This is a genomic window from Mucilaginibacter sp., from assembly GCF_041088075.1.
Classification (GTDB): Bacteria; Bacteroidota; Bacteroidia; order Sphingobacteriales; family Sphingobacteriaceae; genus Mucilaginibacter_A.
In genome coordinates, this window is sequence record NZ_JBGCVY010000030.1 from 1 (window position 1) to 14,344 (window position 14,344).

Genomic DNA, 14,344 nt, shown 5'->3' on the forward strand with positions numbered 1-14,344 from the left:
CTTGCCCGAACTTCTCGTCTTTACGCAACAAAGACCTCAGTTCTTCCGATGTATAGTTCTTCACTGTCAATGCCACTTTGCCCATACAGCCAAACTACAACTTTTTTATCTATTTGTAAAAATATATTGAACTTTATATAATAAACCAAAACCAAGTGTTTGCCCATTTTTGGGTGATAAAAGAAGCATCAACCCAAAGAAGAGAGCCGGAAAAAAGTTTAAACAACTTTATGATAAAAAAGCATTTTATATATGATAAAAAAAGCATTAGTAATAGCGGCCTTTTTAACTGCTTCTTTTACCACCATTTTTTTGTCTTTTGAGGGCTGCCAAACCAATGTTGATAAAGCCAAGGACAGTACAGCCCTTATCAGCAAAAATATTCAGGATGGCCGTATGTTGGCACAGAAATACTGCAGCAGTTGCCATTTACCTGTAACGGCAGGTTTTTTAGATAAAGAAACTTGGTTAAAACATGTTTTGCCAGCAATGGCGCCACGCCTGGGCATTGCTGTTTATGCTGAAGACCAATATGTAAATAACCCTGCTAAAAAAAGCACTCTGTCCTACGATGACTGGATGAAAATTGTTAATTACTACGAACAAACAGCGCCCGCAAAACTTAAAATAGCCAAACCACCGGTGCCGTTAGTAAAGGATTGGGCTGTTTTTACCCTTAAAAAACCTGCAACAATACCTGAAAAAATTTCCACAACTACCGTGGTTTCTGTTGATACCAACAGCCGTACTATTTATTCCGGTGATGCTACAACCAACAATATTAGCCGCTGGGGCCAGAGCCTCAAGGCTAAAGTTTTTGCCCATTTGCCTTCACCTGCAGTTGATATAAAATATCAGGGCAAAAATCAAAGCATTGTTACCTGTATCGGCAACATGCGTGCGTTAGATGTTGCAGAAGGGGCCGTATTGGCATTTAATAAAAACGAACAAATGGCAAAACCAACTACCATAATTTCTAATTTGCCACGTCCTGTCCAGAGTGTTGCCGCTGATTTTAATAAAGATGGCTTGACCGATTATGTAGTTTGTGGCTTCGGGCATAACATAGGAAGTTTATACTGGCTCAAACAAAAACCGGATCATATGTTTGAAAAAATAGTTGTCCGAAATGTTCCCGGTGCCATCCACGCTGTTGTTGGTGATTACAACAACGATGGATGGCAAGACATTATGTGTTTATTTGCACAGGCTCAGGAAGGTGTATGGTTGTTTTTGAATAACCAGCATGGCGGGTTTTCTACCCAAAACCTCATTCGTTTTTTGCCTGTTTTTGGTTCGAGCAGTTTTGATGTTGCAGATTTTAACCATGATGGAAAGCCGGATATTCTTTATACCTGCGGCGATAACAGCGATTACTCCAAAATATTAAAGCCTTTTCACGGCATGTATATTTACTTAAACCAGGGAAACTTCAAATTTAAAAAAAGCTATTTTTATCCAATTGATGGCTGTACAAAAGCAGTTGCCGCAGATTTTGACGGCGATGGCGACCTCGATATTGCCAGTATTGCTTTTTTCTCCGATTTTAAAAACAATCCATCCGAGGGGTTTATTTATTTTGAGCAGGACAAACCGATGCACTTTATTCCGCATGCTGTTCCTGTTGGCAGTTACGGCCGTTGGATTTGTATGGATGTAAACGATTTGAACCACGACGGAAAGCCGGACATTGTTCTGGGCAACTTTTCTTTGGGTTTTAATAATATTGAAGGTTTTAAACCTAATTGGAATTTAAAGCTGCCGTTGATTGTACTACAAAATACATCAGTTAAAAAATTAACTAAATAAAGCATTTACATGGATCGAAAATTATTTTTAAAAACAGCGTTGATTGCATCCAGCACAGGCAGTGCGGTTTCGGCATTAGCACAGCCCTTATCAAAAAAAAGCATACAAAAAAACCAGCAGACCGAATTTTACGAACTGCGCGTTTATACTTTGAAAGACGAAACGCAGCAAAAACTGGTGGAGGATTATTTTCAAAACGCGGCCATCCCGGCTTTAAACAAGTTGGGCAGCAAGAATATTGGTGTTTTTACGGAGATGAAACCCGAAGGGCAAACCAAAATTTATACGGTCATTCCGTTTAAATCTGCCGATGCTTTTTTTAAGGTAGAAAACCAATTATTGGCTGATGCTGCTTATCGCCAGGCTGGTGCTGCTTACCTTAATTCGACTGCTTCGGCACCAGCTTATGACCGGATTGAAAGTTCGTTGATGCAGGCTTTCAAAAGTACGCCCAGCTTATTGCCGACAGAGAAAAAGCAGCGTTTATTTGAACTGCGCCGTTACGAAAGCGCCAGCGAACTGACCGGCAAAAAGAAGATTGAGATGTTTAACGAAGCCGGCGAAAGCGCTATTTTTAAACGTTTGGGTTTTAAGCCCGTGTTTTTTGCAGAAACCCTGATCGGAGAAATGCGGCCAAATTTAACTTATATGATCACGTTTGACGATATGGCTGACCACGACGCCAAATGGAAAAGCTTTGGCAGCGATGCCGAGTGGAAACGCATCAGCTCGATGCCAGAATATTCTGATAAGCTGAACGTTTCGCGCATTACTTCCACCTTTTTAATTCCCACAGCTTTCTCTCAAATTTAAACCTGCATACTGTTTTTACCAGGCAAAATTTGTGCTGGTAAAAACAGTATTTGGGTTTATCTATTTTCAACAAAAATTGTTATCATTGATTGGCATTTCCCTGAAGCTAAATCAACCCTAAAAACCAATTTTAACATTCAAATCATGACGACACGACGTTCATTTCTCAAATCTTCTGCGGTTTATTCTGCCAGTTTGCTGGTGGCACCAAGTTTATTAAATTACAACCACAAGTACATCGGCCTGCAATTATATACGGTAAGGGATGCGATGCAAACTGACCCGGCCAAAACATTGGCGCACGTGGCAAAAATAGGTTACAACTCGGTAGAAGGCGCAACTTATACCGGCTCGCAAAAGTTTTACGGCATGGAGCCCGCTGCTTTTTCGCGCGTGTTGAAACAGAACGGCTTGATTATGCCAAGCAGCCATTATCGTTTGGGCGAAGAAAAAATGAATGGCGAAACCCCAAAAGGTACGATGATGAGCGGTTGGGACAAAGCCATTGACGATGCGGCGGCGGTTGGCATCAAGTACATGGTTTGTGCTTATCTGTCCGAGCAGGAGCGCGGCGGACTGGACCACTACAAAAAACTGGCCCAGGATTTTAACAAAGCCGGCGAAATGTGCAAGAAAGCAGGCATCCAGTTTTGTTACCACAACCATAATTTTGAATTTGAGAAGCAGGACGGGCAGTTTCCGTATGATGTTTTGCTGGCCAATACCGATAAAAACAACGTAAAAATGGAAATGGACATGTACTGGGTTACCAAAGCCGGGCAGGATCCGATTGCATTGATCAACAAACATCCGGGCCGTTTTCCGCTTTGGCATGTAAAAGATATGGACAAAACGCCTCAAAAGGATTTCTCGGAAGTGGGCAACGGTTCCATTGATTTCAAACAGATATTCAAATCAGCCGATAAAGCCGGCCTGCAATACTTTTTTGTGGAACAGGACAAAACGCCCGGCGACCCTTTTACCAGCATTACCCAAAGTATCACTTACATCAAGAAAAACTTAGTGTAGGGCAAGGTGGGAAGGTGAAAGGCGGGAAGGTAAAAGGTAAATTTAGAAAGGTAGCAAACTATGCTTCCCCTCTCGAGAGGGGTTAGGGGTGTGTCCTTTTAACAAACATTTTACCCGATAAAAGAAGCATCAAAAGGAAAAAATTTAAAACGTTTCCTAATAAAATTCTCATGCCCTGCTACAACAAAAATTAGCAGGGCTTTATTTTATATCGCTAAAAACAGTATGAAAACAAAACGGCTCCTTCAAACAGCTTTACCGGTTTTGGCTTTACTTTTTTCGCTGTCGGTTTCGGCACAAAAAATCGGGGTTTTTGACGGGCAGACCGATGTTGGAAAAAACGTAAAACCAGGCTCGGCTACGTTTATCCCGCAAAACCAGCAATATGTTATTTCCGGTGCCGGAACCAATATTTGGGGCAACCAGGACGAGTTTCATTTTGTGTGGAAGAAAATGAAAGGCGATTTTATTTTGTACGCCAGAGCCGAATTTGCAGGTTGGAACGGCGTGGAAGAACACCGGAAAGTGGGCTGGATGGTGCGCAAAAACCTAAACGGCAATTCGGCGCAGGTAAATGCAGTTGTTCATGGAGATGGACTGACTTCTTTGCAATATCGAAAAACGGACGGTGCAACTACAGAAGAAACGCGTTTTAAAATTACCCACGCCAACATTATCCAATTGGAAAGAAAAGGCAACACTTACACCATGCGCGCCGCAAAATACGGCGAACCTTTTGCTACCGAAACAATAACCAATGTAGCTTTAGGCGATGATGTTTATGTAGGTTTATTTGTAGGTTCGCACAATGCTGATGTAACCGAAACCGGCATTTTTCGGGATGTGCGCATCACGGTTCCTTATGCCGGAGAGGTAAACCAAAGCACACAAATGACATTGGGCAGCAATTTGGAACTGCTGGAAATAGCAACCGGAAACCGGGAAATCATTTACTCGATCCCTTATTCTATCCAAGCGCCAAACTGGACGAAAGATGGTAAAAGCCTGATTTATAACGATAGCAAAGGCTTGATGTATAATTTTGATCTCGCCAGCCGTCAGCCTAAACCATTAAATACGGGCGAAGTAAAAAGCAACAACAATGACCATGTGCTTTCTTTTGATGGTAAAATGATCGGGCTAAGCAGTTGGGTAAAAGAGCTGGGCGGTTCTATCGTTTACACCGTTCCCATTACGGGCGGAACACCCAAACAAATTACACCAAAAGGGCCGTCGTATTTGCACGGCTGGTCTCCGGATGGTAAAAGTTTGGTTTTTTGCGGAGACCGGGACGGCGAGTTTGACGTTTATAAAGTACCGGTAACCGGCGGAAAAGAAACCCGCCTGACTTCAACAAAAGGGCTGGACGACGGGCCGGAATATACGCCCGATGGCAAATACATCTACTTTAACTCTGTGCGTTCCGGCTTGATGCAAATTTGGCGGATGAGGCCCGACGGAAGCAACCAGGAGCAAATAACCAACGACGATTACAACAACTGGTTTGCACATATTTCCCCGGATGGAAAAATGATGGTGTTTTTAACTTTCCTGAAATCCGAAGTAGAGCCGGGCGCCCATCCGCCGTACAAACACGTTTACATCCGCCTATTGCCGATTGATGGAAAAGGGACGCCAAAAGTACTGGCTTATGTTTACGGCGGGCAAGGTTCGATGAATACGCCTTCCTGGTCACCGGATAGCAAGCATATCGCTTTTGTAAGCAACAGCGATATGGGCAACTAATTTATGCCGGTAAAAACAGTATTGCAAATTTGGCTGGGCGTGTATCTTTTATAGGTTTAACGATCACAATTATCAACTTTCGTTGTTAAACAGAACAAACTTATGTATTTTGAAAAGGTTTTTTTCAAACACCGGTTTAAGAAATTGGCAACAACATGATCAAAGTATTACTTGCAGAAGACCATAACGTAGTTCGCAACGGTATAAAATCTATCCTGGAAAAAGATACTGGTTTAGAAGTTGTTGCGGAAGCCACCAATGGAAAGCAAGCATTGGAATTGCTGGAAAAAGGCTTTAAAGCGGATATCATTTTGGCAGATGTAAACATGCCGGAAATGAATGGTATGGAAATGACTACGTTGGTTAAACAGCAGTTTCCAAAAGTCAAAGTGATTATCCTGACCATGCTGGATCATGAAAAATACATTGTCCAGGCTTTTAAAAACGGCGCATCCGGTTATATTTTAAAAAACATTACTTCAGACGAACTGGTATTTTGCATCAAGCATGTTTGCAATAACGACGACCGTTACATTTGCAGCGAACTTTCTTTGCGCATGTTGGACAAACTGATCCACAAACCGGAAGTAGTTGTTCCGAATGAAAAATCAGAAATAGAACTATCCAAACGCGAAGTGGAGATATTAGCTTTGATTGCCGAAGGCTACACCAACCTGGAAATTGCCGACAAGCTTTTTACCAGTAAACGCACGGTTGAAGGCCACCGCCAAAACCTGATTGATAAAACCCAAAGCAGGAACACGGCAGCACTTATCCGTTATGCTATTTTAAGCGGCATAATTTCATAAGTGCCGTTTCCAAAATATTTTTATGTGTTAATGAAGTTGTTTAAACTTTTTTCTGGCCCATTTTTTTTGGCCGATGCTTCTTTTACCCTATAAAAATTGGTGTTTGCATCAGCCTAAACAAATCAAAATAAATTCTCCACCAATTTTTAGGCGATAAAAGAAGCATTGTGTAAAGCACAAAAGAATAAGTTTAAACAAGTTCAATACTTGTATCTGTCGGTTTACAAGTATTAATACAATTTTTGTAGTTTATTCCCCCAACTTTGTTCTTTCTAAATTTGATTTTGGATTAATCAAAACTGTATTTTTTGCTGTTACAGCTTTAAGTTTTGTTTTAAATTGAAATAAACCTTGCAAACAGCTCATGTTTTTTCTTCCAAAGTTTCCATTTAAGCTTGTTTTTAGCTTCGGTATTTCATCTAAATTTAAAAACGGGTACTTGTTCAACATAAATCACAGTATTAATACTTTATAGTTAAAAAATCTTTTAAAGACTTTTGAAATATAAATTATTAAACTATGAAAACGTTACTGACCCCGCGTTTGCTTGGCTATTTAATCAAGAAAGGTTACAGGTTTTTTTTATCCCAAACCACTTGCATAGACCAGGCCGATGCCTATGTGGGCATCACCCTAAAACCTGTAAAAAAGCACCCTTTGCTGCAAAAACTGCCCAAGCCTTTTAGTGCCTATTGCAGCATTTTTTATCAGCCTTTTCAAAAGGTTTCTGATATGGCCAACACCAAAGTTTTGGTAGAGCTTAATGCACGGGATTTAGAAAACTTCAAAAATATATCCAATCTTTCAACCATACAATAATAAATTTATGTTAAAAAAAGTACTGGTACTCGATAACGATCAGCGGATTTTGGACGTGATGCAGGAAGCCTTGAACTACGAAGGTTTTGATGTGGACACTTATGACGGAACAGACGACATTTTAAAACTGGTCAAAAAGTGCAAACCCGATTTACTGATTGTTGACTACATTTTGAACGGCGTAAACGGCGGCGAACTTTGCCGCAATGTTAAAAACTGTTCCATCACCAAAAACTTGCCGGTCATCATCTTTTCGGCTTACCCCAAAGTTTTGCAGTCTTTAGGTTTTTATGGTTGTAATGCTTTCATTTCCAAACCTTTTGATCTGTCAGAACTGGTAGATAAAGTAACAGAACTGGTAACCGTGCAACCAAAATTAAGTATTAATGCAAGCCTAAACCAGTATTAATACTCCTTATAAAACTAATAATTTCCTTTAAAATTGAAAGCAGTTCAGATAAAAGTACATTCCAGATAATTACAAATATAAATCAGCAGGCTATGTTTACAAACTCAGGTATAAACAAGGTATTCCTTGTAGGGCATATTGGTAAAGAACCCCGTTTGCACAATTTTACAGACCAAAAAGAAGTTTTATGTTTTCCGTTGGTAACCAATGAAACCATCAAAAAAAATGGCGACAATGTAGAACTGATTGAATGGCACAATATTAAAATCCCGAAAGAAGTTGCCGCTTCAGGGAACGAACTGTTGCAAAAAGGGCATTTATTGTATATTGAAGGCAAAATACAAACGCGCAGTTTTTATGACGAACAGCAAATTAAAAAATACAAGCTTGAAATAATTGTGGTAAAATATCAGGTTTTAAATACTGTCCCTGTGCTGCAAGAAGTTTAAACATTCATGCAAATTTTGTAATCAGGTTGCATGCAATTTTGATGTGTGGCTAATGAAAAACAGCTTATTAAATATCAAAACCAACAACACCAAAATTATACCTGTAAAAGAAGCATCAGGCAAATTTGATCAAAAACGCTGCTAAAATTTAGCGGCGTTTTTTTTATGTTGATTTTTTACGAAACTAAACTGTTACATCAAATTTGTAAGAAGTTAAAAACATTCGTCTGGCTTGATTTTTAATAGTTTAATGGTTTAAAATCATATTCCGGTCCTGTTTGTCGTAAGCCGCTTTCCTTGCAATTAAATTTATCTAAAGTAAAAATGGAATTAGGCGCAGAAATCCTTAAAATATTAAATAAAACATACGACCCGAACAGCATGGTCGAAACAAAATTTAAACGCTACGACCTGGCTTTTAAAACAGACGAAGCCGGACGGCCAATTTTGTTGTTTATGGGACAAAAAGACGCGGAAGGCAAAATAAAAGGCGAACGCTATGCGCGTAGGCTCAAATTTGGCGAAAACGGCGAAGTGATAAAAGACCATTGGGACAACAAAGGAAAAGCCACGCAGTAACCGATACTGTTTTTACCGGTATAAATTAAGCAACATTTATGAAAAAAGACGAAATCCATCTGGCGGATTTGAAGCGCATTTTGTTTGGCCTGGCGCCCCCGGAGTTTATGCTGGAAGTTTTTATCCGTACCCTCATCATCTACATTGCCTTGCTTTTTATTGTACGTACTTTGGGCAAACGCATGAGCGGGCAATTGACCATTATGGAAATGGCCGTTATGCTTACCATCGGCGCTATTGTTTCTGTGCCGATGCAAGTGCCAGACCGCGGGCTTTTGCAAGGCGCCTTGTTGTTGGTTTGTATCGTTTTTTTTCAGCGCGGCATTAGTTGGCTGGGATTTATGAACTCAAAAATAGAAGATTTAACGCAGGGAAAAGCAAGCATGTTGGTGAAAGACGGCCTATTGCAACTGGACGAAATGAAAAAAGTAAGGGTTTCGCACCAGCAGCTTTTTGCAGAACTAAGGCAGGAAAACGTTTTTAACCTCGGCATCGTAGATCGTGTTTACCTCGAAGCTTGCGGCGAGTTCAGCATTTTTCAATCTAAAGAACCGAAACCCGGCTTATCAATCCTGCCGCCAGACGACCGGGAAATTATTAAAACCAAAGAACAGGCTTTTACAAAACCACCGGAACATATGGAGCTGATAACGTGCATCAATTGCGGTTTTACAAAGCCCAAAAACCCGACTGCGCCATGTAAAAACTGCGGGCAGGATGAGTGGATCAATGCCATAAACTAAGATTTAATGAAACCGAACGAAATACATTTACAGGATTGGTTTAGGATATTGGTGGGCGAGGTTCCTGCAAGTTTTTATATCGAACTCGTTATCAGGGCAACATTTTTTTATTTATTACTGCTGATTGCCATCCGGATGATGGGCAAACGGATGTCGTCGCAATTAAGCCGCAACGATCTGGCCGCCATGGTTTCACTTGCGGCCGCCATTGGTGTCCCGCTCCAGGCGCCGGATAGGGGCATCATCCCTGCCGTAATTATTGCCTTTGTGGTGGTGTTTGTAGCGCGTTGGGTTGCGGCAAAATCATTTAAAGACCAAAACTTTGAAAAATTTTCCCAGGGAAATATCGGCGTGCTGGTTAAAGATTCGGTACTGGACTTGGATATGATGAAGAAAGTCCGCATCTCGCGCGAACGGCTTGTTGCCCAGCTTCGCAAAAACAGCATCAAACAATTGGGCAGTGTAAAGCGCTTTTATATGGAAGCCGGCGGTTCTTTTACGTTGATACAGGAAGAAAACGCAAAACCCGGCTTATCAATTTTGCCGCATTGGGACAAAGATTTTAATGCAAGTTTAAAAAAATCAAACGAATTGAAAGTTTGCCAAACTTGCGGAACCACGAAAAAAAATCCTTTTAACGATAAAAACACAAAATGCCCAACTTGTGGCGATACTAACTGGACGGATGCCGTAACAGAATAAGCCATGCTTCTTTTACCGGCATAAAATCAGTAGCGGTAAAAACAGCATTTGCTTCCAAGTATAATCTCAAAAATTTGCTTTAATTTTCCGGCCTTGATCCATTAGGTACATGGTGAGGTTTATATGCCAAATAACGGTTTAATGAATGACAGTAATTTACAAATCAGAACGGTCAATGTCGTTCGCTACGTTACGCCTTTGCGCGAAGGCGGATCTTTGCCGGCCATTGCCGAAGCAGACGATGGGTTTTTATATGTGCTGAAATTTCGCGGTGCCGGGCAAGGGGTAAAAGCTTTGATTGCCGAACTGATTGGCGGCGAAATTGCACGAACTTTGGGTTTAAAAGTCCCGGAGATTGTTTTTGCCGATCTGGATGTTGCCTTTGGAAGGGCAGAACCGGACGAAGAAATACAGGATTTGCTCAAAGCAAGCGTTGGCCTCAACCTGGCTTTGCATTACCTTTCCGGTGCCATAACTTTTGATCCGGCCGTAACCGTTGTCAATCCAAAGCTGGCTTCTCAAATTGTTTGGTTGGATTGCCTGATCACCAATGTTGACCGTACGGCAAGAAACACCAATATGTTGCTGTGGCATAAAGAATTATGGCTGATTGACCATGGCGCTGCTTTATACTTTCACCATTCCTGGCAAAATTGGGAAGAGCAGGCGCGGCGGCCGTTTGTGCAGGTAAAAGACCATGTTTTGCTGCCTTTTGCCACCGAGCTGCAAGAAGTTGATGCGGAATTTCGGTCTATCTTAACAAAAGAAAAAATCGAAGAAATCGTATCCTTGATACCAGAAAGCTGGTTAACGCAGGAAGCCGGGTCGCCCGAAGAAATGCGGCAGGTTTACGCCCAGTTTTTAACAACCAGAGTAGCCGCATCCGAAATTTTTGTAAAAGAAGCCCAACATGCCAGAGAGATACTTATTTGAGTATGCGGTTATCCGTGTTGTGCCGAGGGTAGAACGGGAAGAGTTTTTAAACGTGGGCGTAATTGTTTACTGTCCGAAACAAAAATTTTTGAAATCAATAATTACGATTGATGACCGTCGGTTACATGCTTCTTTTAGCGGCATAAATTTGGAAGAAGTAAAGGCAAATCTCCTTGCTTTTGAAAATATTTGCCATGGCAATCTAACTTCTTCGCCCATTGCAAAGTTGGACAATGCTTCCCGTTTTCGCTGGCTTACGGCAACACGCAGCACCATTATTCAGGCATCAAAAGTACATCCAGGTTTGTGCATTGATGCAAACGAAACGCTTTTTAAATTGCACGGGCAGTTGGTTTTGGAGTGAGGGGACGGGTAAATGGTTCATAGTTAATTGTTCATAGATAACGGTTAATGGTTCATAGTTAATAGTCCATCGCCAAAGTTCGTCATATTAAACCCCGCACCTCATACCTCAAACCTGTTACCTCAAACCCCACACCTCAACCCTCATTCCCCCAAGCTGTCAACAATAAGCTTCTTTGTCCACCGTAATTACGGTGTTCACACAGATAAATTCCTTGCCATGTGCCTAAAGCTAAACGGCCGTTACGAATGGGTATCGTTACCGAAGTGCCAAGCATGGCCGCTTTTAAATGTGCGGGCATATCGTCCGGGCCTTCGTCGTTGTGCAAATAATTGGGGTCGTTTTCGGGCACGGCCTTGTTAAAATACGTTTCAAAATCTTTCCGAACCGTTGGGTCTGCGTTTTCGTTGATGGTTAACGCTGCAGAAGTATGCTGGATAAAAACCTGGCAAACCCCAATTTTAATTTCCCTGATCTCCGGAAACGCTTGCGTAACTTCTGTTGTTATCAAATGGAAACCTCTTGGCCTGGCTTTCAATTGCAGTGGTTGCTGGAAAATTTTCATGAAACTTTATGTCAAATTTTAGGTGGTAAAAGAAGTATTGGTAAAAATACAGTTAAAATTAGCAGGTTTTGGTTTATATATACTTTTAGTGATTGCAACATGGACCAAAGCAAAAATCAATGGTTTTTTCGAAACCTAAATTATCCAATTTCAATTTTTAGGCGATAAAAGAAGCATCAGCAATAACCTTGATTGGAATTTTTGTACAAGTAAAAATTGAGTAATGAGATATTGTTGCAATAGTTATTTGCTTCAAACCGAAATCAAAACCAAACTACAATACTTCTTTTACCGCCTTATTTTTGGATAATGCGTAAAGTTTGTATGTCTTTTGTTCCGCCAAAAAACTTTTCCAATACCGCTTGAAACACCGGGTTTGCATTGGGTACGGCGGCAAATAAAGTCATGGATGATTTTAGCTTTACATCGTCCGGGCTTCCGAATATTTGGTTGGCATTGTTGCTTTTTTGTTGCAGCAAAGCTTCACAAATTTGGGCAAGCCTGCTGCCTAAAATTGGATGGTTTAAAAACGCTTCGGCTTCTTTTAAATCTTGGATGGCATAAAACCTGGAAGTTTCGCTAAAGCCCAAACCTTGTATTTGCGGAAAAATGTACCACATCCAATGGCTTCGTTTTTTACCGTTTTCAATTTCGGCCAAAGCCGTTTGGTAATCGTTTTTTTGGGCATCCAAAAATCTTTTCAGCTTATTTTCTTCATCCATTTTTCTGAAATTGTATTATTTTAGAAAAGGTTTGCCTTGTAATTTTCATTCAAATTTTATGCAGGTAAAAGAAGCATTCATCGAATCAAAACTTTTTGGCCATTTGCACTTTTGCAGGCAATGCTTTTGCATGTGCTGTTTGCGGCTGGTTGTTGCATTTTCCCAACAAAGTATAGATCACAACAAATATGATAATGGTAGAAAAACAGCCGCCGCCCAGTTTTTTGGCGCCCCAGGCTGCAATTATAGTTCGGAAAAAATTGTTCATCGTTTTTTTATTAAGTTAAGATTGATCTGCAAACTTAGTTTTAGTTTTCATAATTGCAAATGCTTGTTTCGGCAGTTTTTCAAAATCAACAATACTTCTTTTACCACCTGTTTTTTGGTGCCTGTCTTTTTTATGGATTGTTGGATATATTTATTTTCCTACAACATTTTTATATATACTGTTAAAAACTAATTGCTACTCTGCTGGTTATTTAACCAAACATTAATTTATAAAATATAAATACAATGAACGAAGAAAATAAGATCAGCAGGAGAAAAGTAATCGGCGGTTTGGGCGCGGGTTTGGCGGCTGTAGCCGTTGGGCCGGTTTTTGGTGCAACAGAACCGCAGGCAAATGCACCTTATGCACCCTTAAGCTTGCAAGACCCAACTTCCAAGTACCCAAAACCGCCTTTTAAAGGCCAGTCTCAGCCGTGGCCGGGTTTAGCCTCGAAGATGGACCCGAAACCAGACCATGGCGAAACCAGTTATAAAGGTTCCGGCCGTTTGGCAGGCCGCAAAGCTTTAATTACTGGCGGCGATTCGGGCATGGGGCGTGCAGCAGCCATTGCTTATGCCCGCGAAGGAGCGGACGTGGCGATTAATTATTTCCCTTCTGAAGAGCCGGATGCACGCGAAGTTGTTGCTTTAATTAAAGCTGCAGGCCGCAAAGCCGTTGCCATTCCAGGCGATTTGCGCGATGAAGCGTTTTGCAAGCGTTTGGTAGATGAAGCCGTTCGTGGTTTGGGCGGGTTGGATATTGTGGTGAGCAATGCCGGCCGCCAGCAGGCACACGAATCTATTTTGGATATTTCGACTGAACAATTTGACTGGACGATGAAAACCAATATTTATGCGCCTTTTTGGATTATCAAAGCAGCTCTGCCGCACTTGCAGCCCGGATCGGTAATTATCGGAACGACTTCTGAGCAAGCTTATGACCCATCCCCGGATCTGTATGATTATGCACAAACCAAAGCTGCAACCATGAACTATGTAAAATCGCTGGCTAAACAATTGGGGCCAAAAGGCATCCGCGTATGTGGCGTGGCACCAGGCCCAATCTGGACACCTTTGCAGGTGAGCGGTGGCGCAACCCAGGAAAAACTGAAAAATTTTGGCAGTGATGCAGCATTGGGAAGGCCAGGACAGCCAGCAGAATTAGCTTCCATTTATGTTCAGTTAGCTGATAGCGGTGCAAGTTATACAACGGGCAATATTTATGGCGCCGGCGGCGGAAAAGGGCAGCCATAAGTGTTTGCTTTTTCTTTTTCTAAATAAAAGGGTTTTTAATGAATGATTTTTGAAAAACGGGGCGAGGTAACTTGCCCCGTTTTTTATTGCTGATGGTTTTTGTTGTTGAGATGGCAATTTTATTTTAATTTTTCTAATTGAGACACCCAATCATTAAAATGCCTACATTCTTTGCGCATTGTTTCTAAACCTATTTCTTTAAGTATTAATATGCCATCATCAATTTTATCATAAGAATTGCATAGCGATATAATTCTTTTTGAAGGAGCAGTTTCTGGGCTCTCATTAATTAATTCTGGATTTTTATCCTTAACAGAATTTTTAATCTTTGT

The 14,344-nt window shown here is 41.1% G+C and carries 19 protein-coding genes; 14 read left to right on the plus strand and 5 right to left on the minus strand.

Annotation, left to right across the window (positions count from 1 at the left end; translation table 11 throughout):
• Positions 1-252: 252 nt before the first annotated feature.
• The 5 genes from V5804_RS06775 to V5804_RS06795 all read left to right on the plus strand — a co-directional run bounded on the left by V5804_RS06775 (position 253) and on the right by V5804_RS06795 (position 6,206).
• Complete coding sequence (locus V5804_RS06775) at positions 253-1,809, plus strand: FG-GAP-like repeat-containing protein (protein WP_369590620.1); 1,557 nt, start codon at positions 253-255, stop codon at positions 1,807-1,809.
• Between the two features lie 9 nt (positions 1,810-1,818).
• Complete coding sequence (locus tag V5804_RS06780; protein ID WP_369590621.1) at positions 1,819-2,622, plus strand: NIPSNAP family protein; 804 nt, start codon at positions 1,819-1,821, stop codon at positions 2,620-2,622.
• 144 nt (positions 2,623-2,766) lie between these two features.
• On the plus strand, positions 2,767-3,651 hold the full coding sequence (locus V5804_RS06785) for a sugar phosphate isomerase/epimerase family protein (protein ID WP_369590622.1): 885 nt from the start codon (positions 2,767-2,769) through the stop codon (positions 3,649-3,651).
• A 225-nt stretch (positions 3,652-3,876) separates the two neighbouring features.
• Positions 3,877-5,397 (plus strand): TolB family protein, encoded by a 1,521-nt coding sequence (locus tag V5804_RS06790; protein WP_369590623.1) that lies wholly within the window; start codon positions 3,877-3,879, stop codon positions 5,395-5,397.
• Between the two features lie 155 nt (positions 5,398-5,552).
• Positions 5,553-6,206: a response regulator gene (locus tag V5804_RS06795; protein WP_369590624.1), complete on the plus strand. Its 654-nt coding sequence runs from the start codon at positions 5,553-5,555 to the stop codon at positions 6,204-6,206.
• 249 nt (positions 6,207-6,455) lie between these two features.
• On the opposite strand, the gene V5804_RS06800 is transcribed toward V5804_RS06795, so the two are convergent.
• Positions 6,456-6,656 carry a hypothetical protein gene (locus tag V5804_RS06800; RefSeq protein WP_369590625.1) on the minus strand — a complete coding sequence of 67 codons (201 nt, stop codon included), beginning with the start codon at positions 6,654-6,656 and terminating at the stop codon, positions 6,456-6,458.
• 69 nt (positions 6,657-6,725) lie between these two features.
• On the opposite strand from V5804_RS06800, the gene V5804_RS06805 reads away from it, so the two are divergent.
• The 8 genes from V5804_RS06805 (at position 6,726) to V5804_RS06840 (ending at position 11,204) form a co-directional block, all read left to right on the plus strand.
• The gene (locus tag V5804_RS06805) at positions 6,726-7,025 is read left to right on the plus strand and encodes a hypothetical protein (protein WP_369590626.1); all 300 of its coding nucleotides are present in this window, start codon (positions 6,726-6,728) and stop codon (positions 7,023-7,025) included.
• Positions 7,026-7,032: 7 nt separating this feature from the next.
• On the plus strand, positions 7,033-7,434 hold the full coding sequence (locus tag V5804_RS06810) for a response regulator (RefSeq protein ID WP_369590627.1): 402 nt from the start codon (positions 7,033-7,035) through the stop codon (positions 7,432-7,434).
• A 92-nt stretch (positions 7,435-7,526) separates the two neighbouring features.
• A complete protein-coding gene (locus V5804_RS06815) occupies positions 7,527-7,883 on the plus strand; it encodes a single-stranded DNA-binding protein (protein WP_369590628.1) in 357 nt (118 codons plus the stop codon).
• Between the two features lie 324 nt (positions 7,884-8,207).
• A complete protein-coding gene (locus tag V5804_RS06820; RefSeq protein WP_369590629.1) occupies positions 8,208-8,462 on the plus strand; it encodes a hypothetical protein in 255 nt (84 codons plus the stop codon).
• A 38-nt stretch (positions 8,463-8,500) separates the two neighbouring features.
• Positions 8,501-9,205, plus strand: a complete 705-nt coding sequence (locus tag V5804_RS06825) for a DUF421 domain-containing protein (RefSeq protein WP_369590630.1) — start codon at positions 8,501-8,503, stop codon at positions 9,203-9,205.
• 6 nt (positions 9,206-9,211) lie between these two features.
• Positions 9,212-9,907 (plus strand): DUF421 domain-containing protein, encoded by a 696-nt coding sequence (locus V5804_RS06830; protein ID WP_369590631.1) that lies wholly within the window; start codon positions 9,212-9,214, stop codon positions 9,905-9,907.
• A gap of 141 nt (positions 9,908-10,048) precedes the next feature.
• A complete protein-coding gene (locus tag V5804_RS06835; RefSeq protein WP_369590632.1) occupies positions 10,049-10,840 on the plus strand; it encodes a HipA family kinase in 792 nt (263 codons plus the stop codon).
• On the plus strand, positions 10,818-11,204 hold the full coding sequence (locus V5804_RS06840) for a DUF3037 domain-containing protein (RefSeq protein ID WP_369590633.1): 387 nt from the start codon (positions 10,818-10,820) through the stop codon (positions 11,202-11,204). Before V5804_RS06835 ends, V5804_RS06840 begins: the two co-directional genes overlap by 23 nt.
• 136 nt (positions 11,205-11,340) lie before the next feature.
• Here the strand turns inward: V5804_RS06840 and V5804_RS06845 are convergent, their stop codons facing one another.
• The 3 genes from V5804_RS06845 to V5804_RS06855 form a co-directional block, all read right to left on the minus strand.
• Positions 11,341-11,769 (minus strand): secondary thiamine-phosphate synthase enzyme YjbQ, encoded by a 429-nt coding sequence (locus V5804_RS06845; protein WP_369590634.1) that lies wholly within the window; start codon positions 11,767-11,769, stop codon positions 11,341-11,343.
• A 296-nt stretch (positions 11,770-12,065) separates the two neighbouring features.
• Positions 12,066-12,491 carry a DUF1810 domain-containing protein gene (locus V5804_RS06850; protein WP_369590635.1) on the minus strand — a complete coding sequence of 142 codons (426 nt, stop codon included), beginning with the start codon at positions 12,489-12,491 and terminating at the stop codon, positions 12,066-12,068.
• Positions 12,492-12,576: 85 nt separating this feature from the next.
• On the minus strand, positions 12,577-12,759 hold the full coding sequence (locus V5804_RS06855) for a hypothetical protein (RefSeq protein ID WP_369590636.1): 183 nt from the start codon (positions 12,757-12,759) through the stop codon (positions 12,577-12,579).
• A 245-nt stretch (positions 12,760-13,004) separates the two neighbouring features.
• On the opposite strand from V5804_RS06855, the gene V5804_RS06860 reads away from it, so the two are divergent.
• A complete protein-coding gene (locus tag V5804_RS06860; RefSeq protein WP_369590637.1) occupies positions 13,005-14,012 on the plus strand; it encodes an SDR family oxidoreductase in 1,008 nt (335 codons plus the stop codon).
• Between the two features lie 119 nt (positions 14,013-14,131).
• Here V5804_RS06860 and V5804_RS06865 read toward each other — a convergent pair.
• The coding region (locus tag V5804_RS06865; protein WP_369590638.1) for a DUF4276 family protein at positions 14,132-14,344 on the minus strand (213 nt) is incomplete at its 5' end.

Coding starts and splice junctions, on each gene's coding strand:
- V5804_RS06845 (WP_369590634.1), bottom strand. CDS start 11,769: ATGAAAATTTTCCAGCAACCACTGCAATTGAAAGCCAGGCCAAGAGGT.
- V5804_RS06855 (WP_369590636.1), bottom strand. CDS start 12,759: ATGAACAATTTTTTCCGAACTATAATTGCAGCCTGGGGCGCCAAAAAA.
- V5804_RS06860 (WP_369590637.1), top strand. CDS start 13,005: ATGAACGAAGAAAATAAGATCAGCAGGAGAAAAGTAATCGGCGGTTTG.
- V5804_RS06820 (WP_369590629.1), top strand. CDS start 8,208: ATGGAATTAGGCGCAGAAATCCTTAAAATATTAAATAAAACATACGAC.
- V5804_RS06775 (WP_369590620.1), top strand. CDS start 253: ATGATAAAAAAAGCATTAGTAATAGCGGCCTTTTTAACTGCTTCTTTT.
- V5804_RS06800 (WP_369590625.1), bottom strand. CDS start 6,656: ATGTTGAACAAGTACCCGTTTTTAAATTTAGATGAAATACCGAAGCTA.
- V5804_RS06780 (WP_369590621.1), top strand. CDS start 1,819: ATGGATCGAAAATTATTTTTAAAAACAGCGTTGATTGCATCCAGCACA.
- V5804_RS06835 (WP_369590632.1), top strand. CDS start 10,049: ATGAATGACAGTAATTTACAAATCAGAACGGTCAATGTCGTTCGCTAC.
- V5804_RS06815 (WP_369590628.1), top strand. CDS start 7,527: ATGTTTACAAACTCAGGTATAAACAAGGTATTCCTTGTAGGGCATATT.
- V5804_RS06830 (WP_369590631.1), top strand. CDS start 9,212: ATGAAACCGAACGAAATACATTTACAGGATTGGTTTAGGATATTGGTG.
- V5804_RS06810 (WP_369590627.1), top strand. CDS start 7,033: ATGTTAAAAAAAGTACTGGTACTCGATAACGATCAGCGGATTTTGGAC.
- V5804_RS06805 (WP_369590626.1), top strand. CDS start 6,726: ATGAAAACGTTACTGACCCCGCGTTTGCTTGGCTATTTAATCAAGAAA.
- V5804_RS06795 (WP_369590624.1), top strand. CDS start 5,553: ATGATCAAAGTATTACTTGCAGAAGACCATAACGTAGTTCGCAACGGT.
- V5804_RS06840 (WP_369590633.1), top strand. CDS start 10,818: ATGCCAGAGAGATACTTATTTGAGTATGCGGTTATCCGTGTTGTGCCG.
- V5804_RS06790 (WP_369590623.1), top strand. CDS start 3,877: ATGAAAACAAAACGGCTCCTTCAAACAGCTTTACCGGTTTTGGCTTTA.
- V5804_RS06785 (WP_369590622.1), top strand. CDS start 2,767: ATGACGACACGACGTTCATTTCTCAAATCTTCTGCGGTTTATTCTGCC.
- V5804_RS06850 (WP_369590635.1), bottom strand. CDS start 12,491: ATGGATGAAGAAAATAAGCTGAAAAGATTTTTGGATGCCCAAAAAAAC.
- V5804_RS06825 (WP_369590630.1), top strand. CDS start 8,501: ATGAAAAAAGACGAAATCCATCTGGCGGATTTGAAGCGCATTTTGTTT.